General features: G+C 55.2%; 17 protein-coding genes and 1 other RNA gene. 10 read left to right on the top strand and 8 right to left on the bottom strand.

The window, feature by feature from the left end; translation table 11 throughout:
- Positions 1 to 46 precede the first annotated feature (46 nt).
- Positions 47 to 865 carry a pyridoxal phosphatase gene (locus tag SIK69_RS17065; RefSeq protein ID WP_319786620.1) on the top strand — a complete coding sequence of 273 codons (819 nt, stop codon included), beginning with the start codon at positions 47 to 49 and terminating at the stop codon, positions 863 to 865.
- Here SIK69_RS17065 and modC read toward each other — a convergent pair whose 3' ends face one another.
- The 4 genes from modC to SIK69_RS17085 form a co-directional block, all read right to left on the bottom strand.
- Positions 866 to 1924 (bottom strand): molybdenum ABC transporter ATP-binding protein ModC, encoded by a 1059-nt coding sequence (gene modC / locus SIK69_RS17070; protein ID WP_319629432.1) that lies wholly within the window; start codon positions 1922 to 1924, stop codon positions 866 to 868.
- A 2-nt stretch (positions 1925 to 1926) separates the two neighbouring features.
- Positions 1927 to 2616, bottom strand: coding sequence for a molybdate ABC transporter permease subunit (gene modB / locus SIK69_RS17075; RefSeq protein WP_319629433.1), 690 nt, complete (start codon positions 2614 to 2616; stop codon positions 1927 to 1929).
- A complete protein-coding gene (modA, locus tag SIK69_RS17080; RefSeq protein WP_319629434.1) occupies positions 2613 to 3392 on the bottom strand; it encodes a molybdate ABC transporter substrate-binding protein in 780 nt (259 codons plus the stop codon). Before modA ends, modB begins: the two co-directional genes overlap by 4 nt.
- 174 nt (positions 3393 to 3566) lie before the next feature.
- The gene (locus SIK69_RS17085; protein WP_319629435.1) at positions 3567 to 3725 is read right to left on the bottom strand and encodes an AcrZ family multidrug efflux pump-associated protein; all 159 of its coding nucleotides are present in this window, start codon (positions 3723 to 3725) and stop codon (positions 3567 to 3569) included.
- 127 nt (positions 3726 to 3852) lie between these two features.
- Here SIK69_RS17085 and modE point away from each other — a divergent pair, with 127 nt between their 5' ends.
- From modE to gpmA, 7 genes are all read left to right on the top strand, one after another.
- Positions 3853 to 4641, top strand: coding sequence for a molybdenum-dependent transcriptional regulator (gene modE, locus SIK69_RS17090; protein ID WP_319629436.1), 789 nt, complete (start codon positions 3853 to 3855; stop codon positions 4639 to 4641).
- Between the two features lie 66 nt (positions 4642 to 4707).
- A complete protein-coding gene (gene modF, locus SIK69_RS17095) occupies positions 4708 to 6177 on the top strand; it encodes a molybdate ABC transporter ATP-binding protein ModF (RefSeq protein WP_319629437.1) in 1470 nt (489 codons plus the stop codon).
- A 205-nt stretch (positions 6178 to 6382) separates the two neighbouring features.
- Positions 6383 to 7399: a UDP-glucose 4-epimerase GalE gene (gene galE, locus SIK69_RS17100; RefSeq protein ID WP_319629438.1), complete on the top strand. Its 1017-nt coding sequence runs from the start codon at positions 6383 to 6385 to the stop codon at positions 7397 to 7399.
- A 9-nt stretch (positions 7400 to 7408) separates the two neighbouring features.
- Positions 7409 to 8455 (top strand): galactose-1-phosphate uridylyltransferase, encoded by a 1047-nt coding sequence (gene galT, locus SIK69_RS17105; protein WP_319629439.1) that lies wholly within the window; start codon positions 7409 to 7411, stop codon positions 8453 to 8455.
- A 5-nt stretch (positions 8456 to 8460) separates the two neighbouring features.
- A complete protein-coding gene (gene galK, locus SIK69_RS17110) occupies positions 8461 to 9609 on the top strand; it encodes a galactokinase (protein ID WP_319786621.1) in 1149 nt (382 codons plus the stop codon).
- The gene (galM, locus tag SIK69_RS17115) at positions 9603 to 10643 is read left to right on the top strand and encodes a galactose-1-epimerase (protein WP_319629441.1); all 1041 of its coding nucleotides are present in this window, start codon (positions 9603 to 9605) and stop codon (positions 10641 to 10643) included. Before galK ends, galM begins: the two co-directional genes overlap by 7 nt.
- Before the next feature lie 203 nt (positions 10644 to 10846).
- Positions 10847 to 11599: a 2,3-diphosphoglycerate-dependent phosphoglycerate mutase gene (gpmA, locus tag SIK69_RS17120; RefSeq protein WP_097164985.1), complete on the top strand. Its 753-nt coding sequence runs from the start codon at positions 10847 to 10849 to the stop codon at positions 11597 to 11599.
- A 63-nt stretch (positions 11600 to 11662) separates the two neighbouring features.
- Here gpmA and aroG read toward each other — a convergent pair whose 3' ends face one another.
- A complete protein-coding gene (aroG, locus tag SIK69_RS17125; RefSeq protein WP_319629442.1) occupies positions 11663 to 12715 on the bottom strand; it encodes a 3-deoxy-7-phosphoheptulonate synthase AroG in 1053 nt (350 codons plus the stop codon).
- Between the two features lie 318 nt (positions 12716 to 13033).
- On the opposite strand from aroG, the gene SIK69_RS17130 reads away from it, so the two are divergent.
- Positions 13034 to 13411, top strand: coding sequence for a YbgS-like family protein (locus SIK69_RS17130; RefSeq protein ID WP_319629443.1), 378 nt, complete (start codon positions 13034 to 13036; stop codon positions 13409 to 13411).
- 117 nt (positions 13412 to 13528) lie between these two features.
- Positions 13529 to 14473: a CDF family zinc transporter ZitB gene (gene zitB / locus SIK69_RS17135; protein ID WP_319629444.1), complete on the top strand. Its 945-nt coding sequence runs from the start codon at positions 13529 to 13531 to the stop codon at positions 14471 to 14473.
- On the opposite strand, the gene pnuC is transcribed toward zitB, so the two are convergent.
- The 3 genes from pnuC to SIK69_RS17150 all read right to left on the bottom strand — a co-directional run bounded on the left by pnuC (position 14470) and on the right by SIK69_RS17150 (position 16608).
- Entirely contained in the window at positions 14470 to 15189 is a 720-nt protein-coding gene (pnuC, locus tag SIK69_RS17140; RefSeq protein ID WP_319786622.1) for a nicotinamide riboside transporter PnuC, read from the bottom strand. The two genes, zitB and pnuC, sit on opposite strands and share 4 nt — an antisense overlap.
- Positions 15190 to 15259: 70 nt before the next feature.
- A complete protein-coding gene (gene nadA / locus SIK69_RS17145) occupies positions 15260 to 16303 on the bottom strand; it encodes a quinolinate synthase NadA (RefSeq protein ID WP_319629448.1) in 1044 nt (347 codons plus the stop codon).
- A 179-nt stretch (positions 16304 to 16482) separates the two neighbouring features.
- A non-coding RNA gene (locus tag SIK69_RS17150) (RtT sRNA) lies at positions 16483 to 16608 on the bottom strand.
- Positions 16609 to 16666 lie beyond the last annotated feature (58 nt).

The raw sequence follows: 16666 nt of genomic DNA on the forward strand, positions 1-16666 counted from the left end.
ACCATCGTGAGCTGCACATTTTTCAACATTAACCCTGGACTGCAACATGACATCACGCGTGATAGCTCTCGATTTAGACGGTACCCTGCTAACGCCCACGAAAACCATTCTTCCCGAATCCCTCGAGGCGCTGGCTCGCGCCAGACAGGCAGGCTACAAAATCCTCATCGTCACGGGCCGACATCACGTTGCTATCCATCCTTTTTATCAGGCACTGGCGCTGGATACACCTGCAATTTGCTGTAATGGCACCTATTTGTATGATTATCAGGCAAAAAAGGTTATCGAAGCCGATCCGATGCCGGTTGAAAAAGCCCGTTCGCTGGTTGGATTATTGGCTGAACACAACATTCATGGCCTGATGTACGTCGATGACACCATGATGTATGAGCAAGCCACCGGGCACGTGACGCGCACCCTGAACTGGGCGCAGCAGTTGCCAGAAGCACAACGTCCGTCGTTTACTCAGGTCGCGTCGCTGACCCAGGCCGCACAGGAAGTGAAGTCGGTGTGGAAGTTCGCTCTGACGGACCAGGACACGCAAAAGCTGAATAATTTCGCCAATCATGCGACGAAAACGCTGGATCTGGAGTGCGAATGGTCGTGGCACGATCAGGTGGATATTGCGCGCAAGGGCAACAGCAAAGGCTATCGTCTGGCGCGCTGGGTCGAATCGCAGGGATTATTGATGCAGGATGTGATTGCCTTCGGCGATAACTTTAACGACATCAGTATGCTGGAAGCCGCAGGTACCGGCGTGGCGATGGGCAATGCCGATGACGCGGTGAAAGCCCGCGCCAACGTGGTTATCGGGGATAACACCACCCACAGCATCGCCGAATTTATCTACACTCGTCTGCTGTAATCAGGCGGTTATCGACACGCTTTTAATCTGCGCATACAGCCACTGGCCTGGCTTCACCGCCAGGTCATCGCGGGCCCATGGGCTGATGCGCGCCCACAGCGTGCGCCCGCCAACTTCAAGCTCGACTTCCACCTGTCCGTTATTATCGTAGCATTTAGCGACTTTGGCTCGCAGCACGTTCCGGATGCTGGTTTGCACCGGTGGCTGGAGCACCAGCGACACATCGGATGCCTGAATACGCACCCGCACCGCCGACTGTACCGGGCGCTCAAGTTTGTTGACCCAAAGATGCTGGTCGCCCAGCGCCAGCGCGGTCATCGCGTAATGCGGATGATGCTCCAGCACCGTGGCTTTCAGAATGCTGCTTTGTTGATCCTGCGGCAGCCAGGGATGCATCACGCTGCTGCCCCAGACGTCTTCCAGATTGCCAAACGCTTTAACGTTGCCCTCCTCCAGGACCAACACCTTATCGGCCAGATGCAGAATTTCATCGAGGGAATGGCTGACGTAGAGCATCGGAGTATTGATTTCGCGGGCCAGACGTTGCAGATAAGGCAACAGCTCGCGTTTGCGCGGAATATCAAGCGAGGCTAGCGGTTCATCGAGCAACAGCAGTTCCGGGGCGGTGAGCAGCGCCCGGCCAATCGCCACACGCTGTTTTTCGCCGCCGGAAAGTCCACCAGGCAGGCGGTCGAGCAGCGTTTCAATCCCGAGCAGGGCCACCAGTTTATCGAACTGTCCGGCCATGCTTTTTGCCATGCCGTAGCGCAGATTGCCGCGCACTTTATAGTGCGGGAACAGACGCGCATCCTGAAAGACATAGCCAACCCGACGTTTTTCCGGCGACAGGTAAATCTTTTTATCGACGTCGTTGAGCACTCGCCCGTTGAGCACGATGCGTCCCTGCTGTGGCCGGGTCAGGCCGCTGATGGCATTGATGAGCGATGTTTTACCCGCCCCCGAGACGCCAAATACGGCGGTTATCCCGCTAGCGGGGAGCGATTCGTTGATGGTCAGGCAGTGGTTGCCGAGGGTCTGTGTGAAATTGAGTTCCAGCATGATTATTTCCCCATCCGCTCACGGCTAAGCCGCGCCAGCCATTCAGAGATCAACAGAGAAACCAGCGCCAGCACGATGGAAATGATGCACAGACGCGCGGCCGCACCTTCCCCGCCCGGCGTCTGAATCAGGGTGTACATCGCCGAGGGCAGGGTTCGCGTTTCGCCAGGGATGTTTGACACAAAGGTGATGGTCGCGCCAAATTCGCCCAGCGATCGGGCAAAGGCCAGCACGGTGCCGACGATAATCCCCGGCAGCATCAGCGGCAGCGTGATGGTAGCAAACACCCGCCAGCGCCCGGCCCCAAGGGTGCGGGCCGCCTGTTCCAGCTTGATATCGACACCTTCCAGCGCCAGTCGTATGGCACGTACCATCAACGGGAAGGACATCACCGCCGCAGCCAGCACCGCCCCGCGCCAGCTAAAGGCAAAGGTCAGGCCAAACCAGTCGTATAGCCAGGCTCCGATAAATCCCCGCCTCCCCATCGCAATCAGCAATAAATAACCGACCACCACCGGGGGCAACACCAGGGGGAGATGGATGAGACTGTCGAGGAGCGCTTTGCCAGGGAAATTACGCCGCACCAGTAGCCAGGCAAAGAAAATCCCAAACGGCAAGCTGAACACCACGGCCAGGGATGAAACTTTTAGGCTCAGCAGTACCGCCTGCCATTCGGGATCGGTCAATATCATTCGTGCGTTGTAAACCCGTACTGTTTAAAGATGGCTGAGGCCTGTGGGCCTTTCAGATAATCGTAGAAGGCTTTGACCATGGCGTTGTTATGTCCGTCGGTGATAGCCATCGGATACTCTACTTTTTTATGAGAGTCTTCAGGGAATGTGCCCACCACTTTGACGCCATTACTGGCCACCGCATCAGAACCGTAAACGATGCCCAGCGGCGCTTCGTTACGTTCCACTAGCGCCAGCGCGCCACGCACGTCTTCCGCCGGAGCCAGTTTCGGTGACAGGGTATCCCATGCCCCCAATTTCTGTAACGCTTCTTTGGCATAGATGCCCGCCGGAACGTGGTCCGGATCGCCCACCGCCAGACGCCCCCCCTTCAGCAGGCTGGTCCAGTTGGTTTTGGCGTCAATGGTGACTGCGCCTTGCTCGCTGGCTTTCGATGCAATAACGACCAGGCTGTTACCGAGCAGCGTTTCACGGCTTGCGTTATCGATAGCCTTTTTCTCAACCGCGTAATCCATCCATTTCTGATCGGCAGAAATGAACAGATCGGCTGGGGCACCCGCTTCAATCTGGCGCGCCAGGGTTGAGGACGAGGCAAAAGAAGAGACCACTTCGACGTTGTTCTCTTTTTTATACTCTTTGGCAATGTCCTGCATCGCATTGGTCAGCGAAGCGGCCGCAAATACGGTAATTTTGCCTGCGTCTGCTGCCGCAGCGTGCCCCACTACCGCAAGGGATAACGTCGCGCCGGCGAAAAAGCGTAGCCATAATCGTTCCATCTGTAACTCCTGTAAATATCGTTATGTATTTTATAATATAACGATAACGGTAGGGTTTTCCCAGCGCGAATTAGGGGGACTCAGGGATACTATCGGCAGAAAGAAAAGGAACTTAAACAGCGAGAAGACAGATAGGGGATAAAAAAACGCCCGGCGATGCCGGGCGTCCTGAAATCAATGATGTTGTTTGGACTGCTGGTCGTTGTCTTTATGGCCTACGTTCGACAGAACGTTAAACACTTCACCCAGACCGTAAATCAGCCCCAGGATGATTGCCATCACCACGGGAACCATGATCACGGCAAATACCAGACTTTTCAATAACTCTAACATGGTCAACTCCAGACACTGTGATTCCTTTATTGTAACTGCTTCAGCAGGAAATTCACGCCCCTTTTGTGCGATGCGCTGTGTAATAATAACGTTGACCACCCCCTTTTCTTCTGAGCAGGACATTGATATGCAGGCCGAAATTCTACTTACTCTCAAGCTCCAGCAGCGCCTTTTTGCTGACCCGCGTCGGATTGCGCTGCTTAAGCAAATTGCGCTGACCGGCTCGATAAGCCAGGGCGCAAAGAATGCGGGTATTAGCTATAAGAGCGCCTGGGATGCGATCAATGAAATGAATCAGCTCAGCGAACAGCCGCTGGTTGACAGAGCGACCGGCGGCAAGGGCGGCGGCGGCGCGGTGCTTACCCGCTACGGTCAGCGATTGATCCAGCTGTACGACCTGCTGGCACAAATACAGCAAAAAGCCTTCGACGTGCTTAGCCACGACGATGCCCTGCCGCTCGACAGCCTGCTGGCGGCAATCTCACGCTTCTCGCTGCAAACCAGTGCCCGCAACCAGTGGTTTGGCACCCTCACCCGCCGCGACCACCAACAGGTGCAGGAGCATGTTGACGTGTTGCTGGCTGACGGTGAAACGCGCCTGAAAGTGGCGATCACCGCCCACAGCGGAGAACGTCTGGGTCTGGAAGAAGGCAAAGACGTGTTGGTGCTACTGAAAGCGCCATGGGTGGGGATCACGCGCGATGCGACGGTGGCCGCAGCAGCCGATAATCAGCTGCCTGGCACGATAAGCCATATCGAACGCGGCGCAGCGCAGTGCGAAGTATTAATGACGTTGCCGGATGGTCAGGTGCTATGCGCTACCATTCCGCTGGAAGAGGCCGCAGAATTACAGCCCGGCGAACCCGCCATCGCCTGGTTTAATGCCGATCGGGCTATCCTCGCCACCCTGTGCTGATGGCTTGACTTTCGCGGTCAGAAAACGTATCCCTGAATGACTTCGCTGCAAAAAACGGGATACATCATGTCATCATTGCAAATTTCGCAAGGCACGTTTCGTCTTAGCGATACAAAAACGCTCTCTATTGCCGAGTTAACCGTTCGTTCCGGCGAGTCCTGGGCCTTTGTCGGCAGCAACGGCAGCGGTAAGTCGGCGCTGGCCCGCGCACTCTCCGGCGAACTGACGCTGCTTACCGGCACGCGTGTAAGCCAGTTCACTCGCCCGACCCGCCTCTCGTTTGAGCAATTACAGAAGCTGGTCAGCGACGAGTGGCAGCGCAACAATACTGATTTACTGAGCCCTGGCGAAGAAGACACCGGCCGCACTACCGCTGAAATTATCCAGAATGAGGTGAAGGACGCCGCACGCTGTGACGCGCTGGCGACCCGGTTTGGCATCCCTCACCTGCTCGATCGTCGTTTCAAATATCTGTCCACGGGCGAAACCCGCAAAGCGCTGCTGTGCCAGACACTGATGAATACCCCGGACCTGCTCATCCTCGATGAACCCTTCGACGGGCTGGACGTGGCATCGCGCAAAACCTTAGCCGAGCTGTTGGCCACTCTGCATCTTGACGGCCTGACGCTGGTGCTGGTGTTGAACCGCTTTGATGAAATTCCCGAATTCGTCCAGTTTGCTGGCGTGCTGGCTGACTGCACGTTACTGGAAACCGGCGCGAAAAAAGGCCTGCTTGAACAGGCGTTGATTGCCCAACTGGCACACAGCGAAAAGCTGTCAGGCATCGCCCTGCCCGAACCGGACGCCCCCCCTGCCCGTCTTACGCTCCCGGAGGATCAGCCGCGCATTGTGCTCAATAACGGGAATGTGTCCTATAACGATAAACCGATCATTAACGCGCTGAGCTGGACGGTAAACCCCGGCGAGCACTGGCAAATTATCGGGCCCAACGGTGCGGGAAAATCGACGCTGTTAAGCCTCGTGACCGGCGACCATCCGCAGGGTTACAGTAATGATTTGACGCTATTTGGCCGACGTCGCGGCAGCGGAGAAACCATCTGGGATATTAAAAAGCACATCGGCTATGTCAGCAGCAGCCTGCATCTTGATTACCGCGTCAGCACCAATGTGCGTAACGTGATCCTCTCCGGCTTTTTTGACTCGATTGGTATTTATCAGGCTGTTTCTGACAAGCAGCATAAGCTGGCGCAGGGCTGGCTGGATATTCTCGGGATCGACAAACGTACCGCCGATGCACCTTTCCACAGCCTGTCGTGGGGACAGCAACGGCTGGCGCTGATTGTTCGCGCCCTGGTGAAACATCCGACCCTGCTTATTCTGGACGAGCCATTGCAGGGACTTGATCCGCTCAATCGCCAGTTGGTGCGCCGCTTTATTGATGTACTGATAAGCGAAGGCAACACCCAGCTACTGTTCGTGTCGCATCACGCCGAAGATGCCCCGGACTGCATCACCCATCGCTTAACGTTTGTGGCCGAAGAAAACGGCTACGGCTATGCAATTGGGGCACGGTAAGTTTACCTCGCGGGAGTTTCGGCTCCCGCTTTTCAGATAAAGAGCAACACCCCTTCACAGTCTCTTTGATTTATAATGCAAAATCTGCAGGTTTCAGGAACAAAACACACCGTGTAAACGATTCCACTAATCTATTCCATGTCACACTTTTTTTATCTCTGTTATGCTAGTCTTATTACATACCATAAGCCTAATGGAGCGAAAAATGAGAGTTCTGGTTACGGGTGGTAGCGGTTACATTGGCAGCCATACTTGTGTACAGTTACTGAAACAAGGCCACGACGTCATTATTCTGGATAACCTCTGTAACAGTAAGCGCAGCGTGTTACCGGTGATTGAACGTCTGGGCGGGAAACAGCCGATTTTCGTTGAAGGCGATATTCGCAACGAAGCGCTGATGACCGAAGTACTCCACGATCACGCGATTGATACCGTGATCCACTTCGCGGGCCTGAAAGCCGTCGGTGAATCCGTCGCCAAGCCGCTGGAATACTACGATAACAACGTAAACGGCACCCTACGTCTGATTGCCGCCATGCGCGCCGCCAACGTCAAAAACTTCATCTTCAGCTCTTCCGCTACCGTTTACGGCGATCAACCCAAAATCCCTTACGCCGAAAGTTTCCCAACCGGCACGCCGCAAAGCCCGTACGGCAAGAGTAAGCTGATGGTCGAGCAAATCCTGACTGACCTGCAGAAAGCCCAGCCAGAGTGGAGCATTGCCCTGCTGCGCTATTTCAACCCGGTGGGGGCGCATCCGTCAGGCGATATGGGTGAAGACCCGCAGGGCATTCCTAATAACCTGATGCCGTACATCGCGCAGGTTGCGGTAGGCCGCCGTGAATCGCTGGCGATCTTTGGCAACGATTACCCGACCGAAGACGGCACCGGCGTGCGCGATTACATTCACGTCATGGATCTCGCCGATGGCCACGTTGCGGCGATGGAAAAACTGGCTGAAAAACCGGGCGTTCACATTTATAACCTCGGTGCCGGAGTCGGTAGCAGCGTGCTGGACGTGGTTAATGCCTTCAGCAAAGCCTGCGGCAAACCGGTTAATCATCATTTTGCGCCACGCCGCGACGGTGACCTCCCGGCCTACTGGGCTGATGCGAGCAAAGCCGACCGTGAACTTGACTGGCGCGTTACCCGTACTCTTGACGAAATGGCGCAAGACACCTGGCACTGGCAGTCACGCCATCCGCAGGGTTATCCCGACTAAGGATTTGTCATGACTCAATTTAACCCCGTCGATCACCCGCACCGCCGCTTCAACCCGTTAACCGGGCAGTGGATCCTGGTGTCGCCGCATCGCGCCAAGCGCCCCTGGCAGGGGGCGCAGGAAACGCCAGCGAAACAAACGCTGCCGACGCACGATCCTGATTGCTTCCTGTGTCCGGGCAACACCCGCGTCACCGGCGACAAAAACCCGCAGTACAGCGGCACCTACGTGTTCACCAACGACTTTGCCGCGCTGATGACCGATACGCCAGATGCCCCGCAAACCGACGATCCGCTGATGCGTTGTGAAAGCGCGCGCGGCACCAGCCGGGTTATCTGTTTCTCGCCGGATCACAGTAAAACGCTGCCTGAGCTGAGCGTCAGCGCACTCGAAGAAGTGGTGCAAACCTGGCAGCAGCAAACCGCTGATTTAGGTCAACGCTATCCGTGGGTTCAGGTTTTCGAAAACAAAGGCGCGGCGATGGGCTGTTCCAACCCGCATCCGCACGGCCAGGTTTGGGCTAACAGCTTCTTACCGAACGAAGCTGAACGCGAAGACCGTCTGCAACAAGCGTATTTCGCCGAGCAGGGTTCTCCAATGCTGGTGGACTACGTGCAACGTGAACTCGCAGACGGCAGCCGCACGGTGGTGGAAACCGAACACTGGCTGGCGGTAGTTCCTTACTGGGCAGCCTGGCCGTTTGAAACCCTGCTGCTGCCGAAGGCCCACGTGCTGCGTATTACCGATTTAACCGATGCCCAGCGCGCCGACCTGGCGCTGGCGTTGAAAAAACTGACCAGCCGTTACGACAACCTGTTCCAGTGCTCCTTCCCGTACTCAATGGGCTGGCACGGTGCGCCGTTCAATGGCGAAGAGAATTCACACTGGCAGCTCCATGCCCATTTCTACCCACCTCTGCTGCGCTCGGCGAGCGTACGTAAATTTATGGTCGGTTACGAAATGCTGGCAGAAACCCAGCGCGACCTGACGGCGGAGCAAGCCGCTGAACGCCTGCGCGCCGTCAGTGACGTCCACTATCGCGAATCAGGAGTCTAAAAATAATGAGTCTGAAAGAGAAAACCATGTCCCTGTTTGCTGAGAAATTTGGCTACCCTGCCAACCACACGATCCAGGCCCCGGGCCGCGTGAACCTGATTGGCGAACACACCGATTACAACGACGGCTTTGTGCTGCCATGCGCCATTGATTACCAGACGGTGATTAGCTGTGCCCCTCGCCAGGACCGCACCGTGCGGGTGATCGCCGCCGATTATGATAACCAAACCGATGAATTTTCTCTCGATGCGCCGATTGTCAGCCACGACACGCAGCAATGGTCCAATTACGTGCGCGGCGTGGTCAAGCATCTGCAAAAACGTAACCCTAATTTTGCGGGCGTCGATATGGTTATTAGCGGCGACGTGCCGCAGGGTGCGGGCCTGAGTTCCTCGGCATCACTGGAAGTCGCGGTCGGAACCGTATTCCAGCAGCTTTATCACCTGCCGCTCGACGGGGCGCAAATCGCCCTCAACGGTCAGGAAGCGGAGAACCAGTTTGTCGGCTGTAATTGCGGCATTATGGATCAGCTGATTTCAGCGCTGGGTAAGAAAGACCACGCGCTGCTGCTCGACTGCCGCACGCTTGGCACCAAAGCGGTATCGATGCCGAAAGGCGCGGCGGTGATTATCATTAACAGTAACTTTAAGCGCACCCTGGTCGGCAGCGAGTACAACACCCGCCGCGAACAGTGTGAAACGGGCGCTCGTTTCTTCCAACAGCCTGCCCTACGCGATGTGTCGCTGGAAAAATTCAACGCCGTAGCGCATGAGCTGGATCCGGTGGTCGCTAAACGCGTGCGTCATGTGCTGACCGAGAACGCACGTACCGTTGAAGCCGCTTCCGCACTGGAGAAAGGCGACCTGAAACGTATGGGCGAACTGATGGCGGAGTCTCATGCCTCAATGCGTGACGATTTCGAAATCACCGTGCCACAAATTGATACCCTGGTGGAGATTGTCAAAGCGACCATCGGCGATACAGGCGGGGTGCGCATGACCGGTGGCGGCTTCGGCGGTTGTATCGTGGCGCTGGTACCAGAAGAACGGGTGCCTGCGGTGCAAGAGGCCGTTGCGGCACAGTATCATGCCAAAACCGGTATCAAAGAAACCTTCTACGTGTGTAAAGCATCACAAGGAGCGGGCCAGTGCTAAAAGAAATTCCGACTCTGGCTCCTGACGGCCTGCCTTTCCGCCTGCTGACCCTGCGCAACGGCGCGGGGATGGTAGTCACACTGATGGACTGGGGCGCGACGCTGCTTTCGGCCCGCGTTCCGATGCAGGATGGCACCGTCCGTGAAGCGCTGCTTGGCTGCGCCAGCCCGGAACACTACCCGTCTCAGGCGGCTTATCTTGGTGCCTCCGTAGGGCGTTACGCGAACCGTATCGCCGACAGTCGCTTCACCCTTGGGGGGACGACCTATGAATTGACCCCGAACCAGGGGCCAAATCAGCTGCATGGCGGCCCGGATGGATTTGATAAGCGTCGCTGGCGGGTAGTGAATCAGAATGACGAATCGGTGCTGTTTGCGCTCGAATCAGCCGATGGCGATCAGGGCTTTCCCGGTAATCTCAGCGCCACGGCGCATTATCGTCTGACCGATGATAACCGCATCGCCATTGAATACCGTGCCACCGTCGATAAAGCCTGCCCGGTGAACCTGACAAATCACGTCTATTTCAACCTCGACGGCGGTCAAAGTGACGTGCGCCAGCACAAGCTGCACATTGCGGCTGAAACATATCTCCCGGTCGATGAGATGGGCATTCCGCGCAGCGGGCTGAAAAACGTGGAACAAACCAGTTTCGATTTCCGCCAACCAAAGGTCATCGCCAGCGCCTTTTTAAGCGACGACGATCAGCGCCAGGTAAAGGGTTACGATCACGCCTTTTTACTCTCGACCCAGGGCGACATCTCCCATCCGGCGGCAGTGGTGTGGTCGGCTGATGAAAAATTGCAGCTCAAGGTCTTCACTACCGCGCCTGCGCTACAATTCTATTCCGGTAATTATCTGGGAGGTACGCCGTCCCGGGAACCCGAGCCCTATGCCGACTGGCAAGGGCTGGCGCTCGAAAGCGAATTCCTGCCGGACAGCCCTAATCATCCGGAATGGCCGCAGCCCGACTGCGTGTTACTCCCGGGTGAAGAGTACGTCAGCGTTACCGAATACCAGTTTACCTCGTTGTAATCCCTGCCCTCCTTTCGGAGGGCTTTTTTTCGCCAACTTGCTGAAAGTCCCGCCACTTACCGACAAATATACAACTGCTGATTCACAAGCCGCTTACACTACGCCGCTATTTTCGCTATGGTTAAGGATAAGCGTTGCCGTTGGTTATAAGGCGGCAATATAATGAGAATTGTTATCATTCAATCTAGTTCAGGAGTAACGGTATGGCTGTAACTAAGCTTGTGCTTGTTCGCCACGGCGAAAGTCAGTGGAATAATGAAAACCGCTTCACCGGTTGGTATGACGTTGATCTGTCTGAGAAAGGCGTTGGCGAAGCTAAAGCTGCAGGTAAACTGCTGAAAGATGAAGGCTTCAGCTTTGACTTTGCTTACACCTCTGTGCTGAAACGTGCCATCCACACTCTGTGGAATGTGCTGGATGAACTGGATCAGGCCTGGCTGCCGGTTGAGAAATCCTGGAAGCTGAACGAACGTCACTACGGTGCGCTTCAGGGTCTGAACAAAGCCGAAACCGCTGAAAAATACGGTGACGAGCAGGTTAAGCAGTGGCGTCGTGGTTTTGCGATCACGCCTCCAGAGCTGACCAAAGATGACGAGCGCTACCCGGGTCACGACCCGCGTTACGCGAAACTGACCGATAAAGAGCTGCCAGTCACCGAAAGCCTGGCGCTGACTATCGATCGCGTGGTGCCCTACTGGAACGAAACCATTCTGCCACGCCTGAAAAGCGGCGAGCGCGTGATTATCGCCGCTCACGGCAACTCCCTGCGTGCTCTGGTGAAATACCTGGACAACATGGGCGAAGACGAAATTCTCGAACTGAACATCCCAACCGGCGTGCCACTGGTGTATGAATTCGACGAAAACTTCAAACCGATTAAACACTATTATCTGGGCAACGCGGACGAAATCGCAGCGAAAGCCGCGGCCGTAGCGAACCAGGGTAAAGCGAAGTAATTTTTCGCCAGACATAAAAAAAGCGTGGAGCAATCCACGCTTTTTTATTGTCTGCTGTGCCGCTTAGCCGCGACGCGCTTTAACCGCTGTCGCCAGCTGGCGCAATACTGCGTCAGTATCGTCCCAGCCGATGCAGGCATCGGTGATGCTCTTGCCATAAGTCAGCGGCTCACCGCTTTCCAGATTCTGATTGCCTTCAACCAGATGGCTTTCAATCATCACCCCGACAATCGCTTTCTCGCCAGAGGCAATCTGCCCGGCCACATCCGTCGCGACGTCCATTTGCTTTTTGAATTGCTTGCTGGAGTTCGCGTGGCTGAAGTCGATCATCACCTGAGCTGGCAGGCCCGCTTTTTGCAGCCCTTCTTTCACCATTGCCACGTGATGCGCGCTGTAGTTTGGCTCTTTGCCGCCGCGCAGAATAATATGGCAATCGCCGTTTCCGCTGGTGTTCACAATCGCCGAGTGGCCCCATTTGGTCACTGACAGGAAACAGTGCGGTGCGCCCGCCGCGTTAATCGCGTCTATCGCCACTTTGATGGTGCCATCGGTGCCGTTTTTGAAGCCGACCGGGCAAGACAGACCGGATGCCAGCTCGCGGTGAACCTGAGATTCGGTGGTACGCGCACCTATTGCGCCCCAGCTCATCAGGTCCGCCATGTACTGCGGGGTTATCATATCGAGGAATTCACCCGCGGCAGGCAGACCGCTATCGTTGATTTCCAGCAGCAGCTTACGAGCAATGCGCAGCCCGTCGTTGATCTGGAAGCTGTTATCCATATGCGGATCGTTAATCAGCCCTTTCCAGCCCACGGTGGTGCGTGGTTTTTCAAAGTAGACGCGCATTACGATTTCCAGCTCGCCTTTCAGCTCATCACGCAGGGTCAGCAGACGGCCAGCGTATTCTTTCGCGGCAACCGGATCGTGAATCGAGCATGGGCCGATCACCACCAGCAGGCGATCGTCGTTGCCTCTGAGGATCTTATGAATCGCTTTACGTGCGTGAGACACCGTGTTAGCGGCATTCTCCGTGGCGGGAAATTTTTCAAGGAGCGCGACGGGAGGTAATAACTCGTTGATCTCTTTAATGCGTAAATCGTCGTTCTGATAGTTCATTTTCTTTCCAGCGTTGCCATACTTATATAAATGAGTGCAATGCCTTCAATCTATCTCGCCAGGCTGAAAGTGTAAACGGGCTTTTACACTTGGACCGGATAATTCCTGGAATACCGCAAAAAAACGCCAGAATGTAGCGAGAAGTGAGATATCCGCTACACTTTTTAAGTGTAAATCCTGAGATTTGATTAATTAACAAGATTCCAGACTGACATAAATCAGGATCGCGGAATCTTTAGCCACTGTGCAGTACATACAGTCAGAAATGCACTGTTGGAAGAAGTTATCCGACCTAACGACCATAACAGGAGCATCCCCATGAAAAACAAAACACTGGCAACGCTTTTCCTGACCGCAACCCTTTCGCTGATGAGTGGGGCTGCTTTAGCTGCAGACAGCGCGTCGGATAATAATGGGCAGGCCAATGCCGCTGCCTCCGCCGGACAAGTTGCCCCTGATGCCAAACAGAATGTGGCACCTAACGGCGTAGACAACAGCAATGTGAACACCCAATCGAGCGGCACGATGATGCATCCGAATGGTTCAAGCAGCGATGCACAGCACATGAGTAAGGATGAAATCCATAAAAACTCAATGTGTAAAGACGGTAAGTGCCCGGATATCAACAAGAAAGTTGAAACCGGTGACGGTATTAACAACGATGCAAATACCAAAACCGACGGTACTACCCAGTAATTATCGTTCTGCCCTACCCGCCAAAGGAGAGCCTCGCTCTCCTTAATTTTTGGGCGAATTCGCAAAAAATCTGTAATGATGTCATACACTAACTCTTAAACATCACAGGATTTGTGTATGGCCCATTCACATTCCCACTCCACGCCACAAGGGGCGAATGACGGCAACGCCCGTCGCCTGTTGCTGGCCTTCCTGATCACCGCCGGATTTATGGTGGTGGAAGTGATCGGCGGTCTGATTTCGGGTTCATTGGCCCTGTTGGCAGATGCCGGGCACATGCTTACCGATGCCGCGGCGCTGCTGTTCGCGCTAATGGCGGTTCACTTTGCCCGCCGTCCGCCTAATTCCCGCCATACGTTTGGCTGGCTGCGACTGACCACCCTCGCGGCGTTTGTTAACGCGATTGCACTGGTGCTGATTACGGTGCTGATTGTTTGGGAAGCGATTATGCGTTTTCGCCATCCGCAGCCGGTCGCAGGCGCGACCATGATGGTGATTGCCGTTGCGGGCATGTTGGCAAACATTCTCTCATTCTGGATTTTGCATCGTGGTAGCGAAGAAAAGAATCTGAACGTCAGAGCTGCCGCGCTGCATGTGCTCGGTGACTTGCTCGGCTCGGTGGGGGCTATCGTCGCCGCTATCGTGATCCTGACCACTGGTTGGACGCCCATTGACCCGATTCTGTCAGTGCTGGTGTCGTGCCTGGTGCTTCGCAGCGCGTGGGCGTTGCTGAAAGAGAGCGTGAACGAGTTGCTGGAAGGTGCGCCCAGCTCAATGGATATCGCCGCACTCAAACGTGGCTTGCGCCGCGAGATCCCGGAAGTCCGCGACGTGCATCATGTCCACATTTGGCTGGTCGGCGAAAAACCGGTGATGACCCTACATGTGCATGTGATCCCGCCGCACGATCACGACGGGCTGTTGGAAAGAATTCAGCACTATCTGGAGCATCATTACCAAATTGCGCATGCCACCATTCAGATGGAGTACCAGCCATGCAGCGGCCCGGAATGCCATCTTAACGAGACGCAGGCCGAACACGCTCATCATCATCACCATTAATGGGAAAGCGCGCGTGAGCCTCGTTCACGTGCGCTGTTCATCCACATCCGGCTACCGTTCAGAGCGATAAACGTCAGCAGCAGATATTCCAGCGACATGGCATAAACCCCCTGCAAAGCAAAAATCACTACGCTAATCACGTTGATGATCACCCACAGCAGCCAGTTTTCGACGTATTTCCGGGTCATCAGGATCATCGCCACAATCGATAACACCATCATGCAGGAATCCCAGAACGGGAAGGCATCAGGCTGGAGTTCCGGCATCGCCACATTCAGCCCCAGGGTCTGCATGACCGATACCGCCACCTGGGTCAGGAATGCGAAGACGGGATTAATGAACACCGTCATCAGCCCAATGGCGACCACACAAGCGGCCAGCCAGCCCAGTGCTTTCGGCAGCGGTAACCAGCGAATTTGCAGTTCTGCCTGATTCTGGCTGGTCTGTCGCGACCATGCGTACCAGCCATAGATATTTGCCGCAAAGAAAAACAGCTGAAGCAGCAGGCTGGCATACAGTTGGATCTGGAAGAAAATGATGGCAAATAGCGTCACGTTCAGCAGCCCGAACGCGTAATTGCTGATCTTCTCGAGGCTGGCAAGCCAGATACACAGCAGCCCGGCTATTGTCCCCACCGCTTCAATCCACGACAGGTCATAGCCGCCCGCCCCAATCGGAATGTGCACCAGAATGTTTTGCGTGCTAAAGAAATCCATATCTCTGTCCTGTCAGCCAAATTTCATTGAGAGGTCAATCGTTCGGTTTAGAACGGTCTTATGATCGTATTTATGATCGAAGTGTAGCCGCAAAATCCAACATCCGGTTAAGCGGCAGCAGAGCGCCCTCACGCAACGCAGCATCCACATGGATTTCATGCTCCGCCCCACCGTGTTCGAGGCCGTCAGCAATGGCTTTAAGGCCGTTCATCGCCATCCACGGACAATGGGCACAGCTTCGGCAGGTCGCCCCCTCTCCGGCCGTTGGTGCTTCCAGTAGCTCTTTTTCCGGCACTGCCTGCTGCATTTTATAGAAAATTCCGCGATCGGTGGCGACAATCAGCTGCGCGTTGGGCAGCGTTTTTGCCGCAGCAATCAGCTGGCTGGTTGAGCCTACGGCGTCGGCCATATCGACAATCGACTGCGGTGATTCTGGATGCACCAGGATAGCCGCCTGAGGGTACAACGCCTTCATTCGCGCCAGGGCCTGGGTTTTAAATTCGTCATGCACGATACACGCCGCCTGCCAGCAAAGAACGTCTGCGCCAGTCTGTTTCTGGACATAGCGGCCCAGATGACGATCTGGTGCCCAAATGATTTTCTCACCGAGGCTATCCAGATGTTCAATCAGCTCAACGGCAATGCTCGAAGTGACGACCCAGTCGGCCCGAGCCTTGACTGCCGCAGAGGTATTGGCATACACCACCACGGTTCTGTCCGGATGGGCATCGCAAAATTGAGTAAATTCATCAATCGGGCAGCCGAGATCAAGTGAGCATTCCGCATGAAGCGTGGGCATTAGAATGGTTTTTTCCGGACTTAAAATTTTGGCAGTTTCCCCCATAAAACGCACCCCGGCGACCAGCAGCGTGGAAGCCGTGTGTCTGGCCCCGAAGCGCGCCATCTCCAACGAGTCAGAAATGCAGCCACCGGTTTCCTCCGCTAACTGCTGAATTTCTGGGTCGGTGTAATAGTGCGCCACCATCACCGCATTTTTCTCTTTGAGCAGACGCTTTATTTTTTCGCGATAGAACTGCTTTTCGTCCTGGCTCAATGGCACCGGCTTCGGCGGGAAAGGATAGATTGCGGTTTCAGGATCAAACATTACGCTCATCATGGCTTCTCGTTTTACTGGCTTAACCAAACCATCACCAGACCGCACGCTTTAGCGCGTCTATCGGCGACAGGTGTTTTATATACTAAACAAGATAGCGAATTTAAGCCGGATTGTCGTGAGGAATTTATCTGGAACGCGGAAAAGCAAAAAGACGCCTTTAGGGCGTCTTTCCACATTGGCGGGACGTGCAGGATGACTCGCTTCGCTCGCCCTCCGGGCCGTCGCCGCAAACGGCTCCGTTGTCTCACTGCGTTCGACTCGAACCTGCAGCAGGTTCTCACCCTGCACGTTGAGCACTGTGCCCTGAAACAACAAAAGCGCCAGAAGGCGCTTTTGTTTAAATTTGGTGGGTCGTGCAGG

Origin of the sequence: Scandinavium lactucae (assembly GCF_033843265.1) — a bacterium.
Classification (GTDB): domain Bacteria; phylum Pseudomonadota; class Gammaproteobacteria; order Enterobacterales; family Enterobacteriaceae; genus Scandinavium; species Scandinavium lactucae.

What these genes read in the sequence shown, in the direction of transcription:
- galK (WP_319786621.1), top strand. Translation starts at nt 8,461, where the DNA reads ATGAGTCTGAAAGAGAAAACCATGTCCCTGTTTGCTGAGAAATTTGGC.
- modB (WP_319629433.1), bottom strand. Translation starts at nt 2,616, where the DNA reads ATGATATTGACCGATCCCGAATGGCAGGCGGTACTGCTGAGCCTAAAA.
- zitB (WP_319629444.1), top strand. Translation starts at nt 13,529, where the DNA reads ATGGCCCATTCACATTCCCACTCCACGCCACAAGGGGCGAATGACGGC.
- pnuC (WP_319786622.1), bottom strand. Translation starts at nt 15,189, where the DNA reads ATGGATTTCTTTAGCACGCAAAACATTCTGGTGCACATTCCGATTGGG.
- SIK69_RS17130 (WP_319629443.1), top strand. Translation starts at nt 13,034, where the DNA reads ATGAAAAACAAAACACTGGCAACGCTTTTCCTGACCGCAACCCTTTCG.
- modF (WP_319629437.1), top strand. Translation starts at nt 4,708, where the DNA reads ATGTCATCATTGCAAATTTCGCAAGGCACGTTTCGTCTTAGCGATACA.
- aroG (WP_319629442.1), bottom strand. Translation starts at nt 12,715, where the DNA reads ATGAACTATCAGAACGACGATTTACGCATTAAAGAGATCAACGAGTTA.
- SIK69_RS17065 (WP_319786620.1), top strand. Translation starts at nt 47, where the DNA reads ATGACATCACGCGTGATAGCTCTCGATTTAGACGGTACCCTGCTAACG.
- modA (WP_319629434.1), bottom strand. Translation starts at nt 3,392, where the DNA reads ATGGAACGATTATGGCTACGCTTTTTCGCCGGCGCGACGTTATCCCTT.
- gpmA (WP_097164985.1), top strand. Translation starts at nt 10,847, where the DNA reads ATGGCTGTAACTAAGCTTGTGCTTGTTCGCCACGGCGAAAGTCAGTGG.
- SIK69_RS17085 (WP_319629435.1), bottom strand. Translation starts at nt 3,725, where the DNA reads ATGTTAGAGTTATTGAAAAGTCTGGTATTTGCCGTGATCATGGTTCCC.
- modE (WP_319629436.1), top strand. Translation starts at nt 3,853, where the DNA reads ATGCAGGCCGAAATTCTACTTACTCTCAAGCTCCAGCAGCGCCTTTTT.
- galT (WP_319629439.1), top strand. Translation starts at nt 7,409, where the DNA reads ATGACTCAATTTAACCCCGTCGATCACCCGCACCGCCGCTTCAACCCG.
- nadA (WP_319629448.1), bottom strand. Translation starts at nt 16,303, where the DNA reads ATGAGCGTAATGTTTGATCCTGAAACCGCAATCTATCCTTTCCCGCCG.
- modC (WP_319629432.1), bottom strand. Translation starts at nt 1,924, where the DNA reads ATGCTGGAACTCAATTTCACACAGACCCTCGGCAACCACTGCCTGACC.
- galE (WP_319629438.1), top strand. Translation starts at nt 6,383, where the DNA reads ATGAGAGTTCTGGTTACGGGTGGTAGCGGTTACATTGGCAGCCATACT.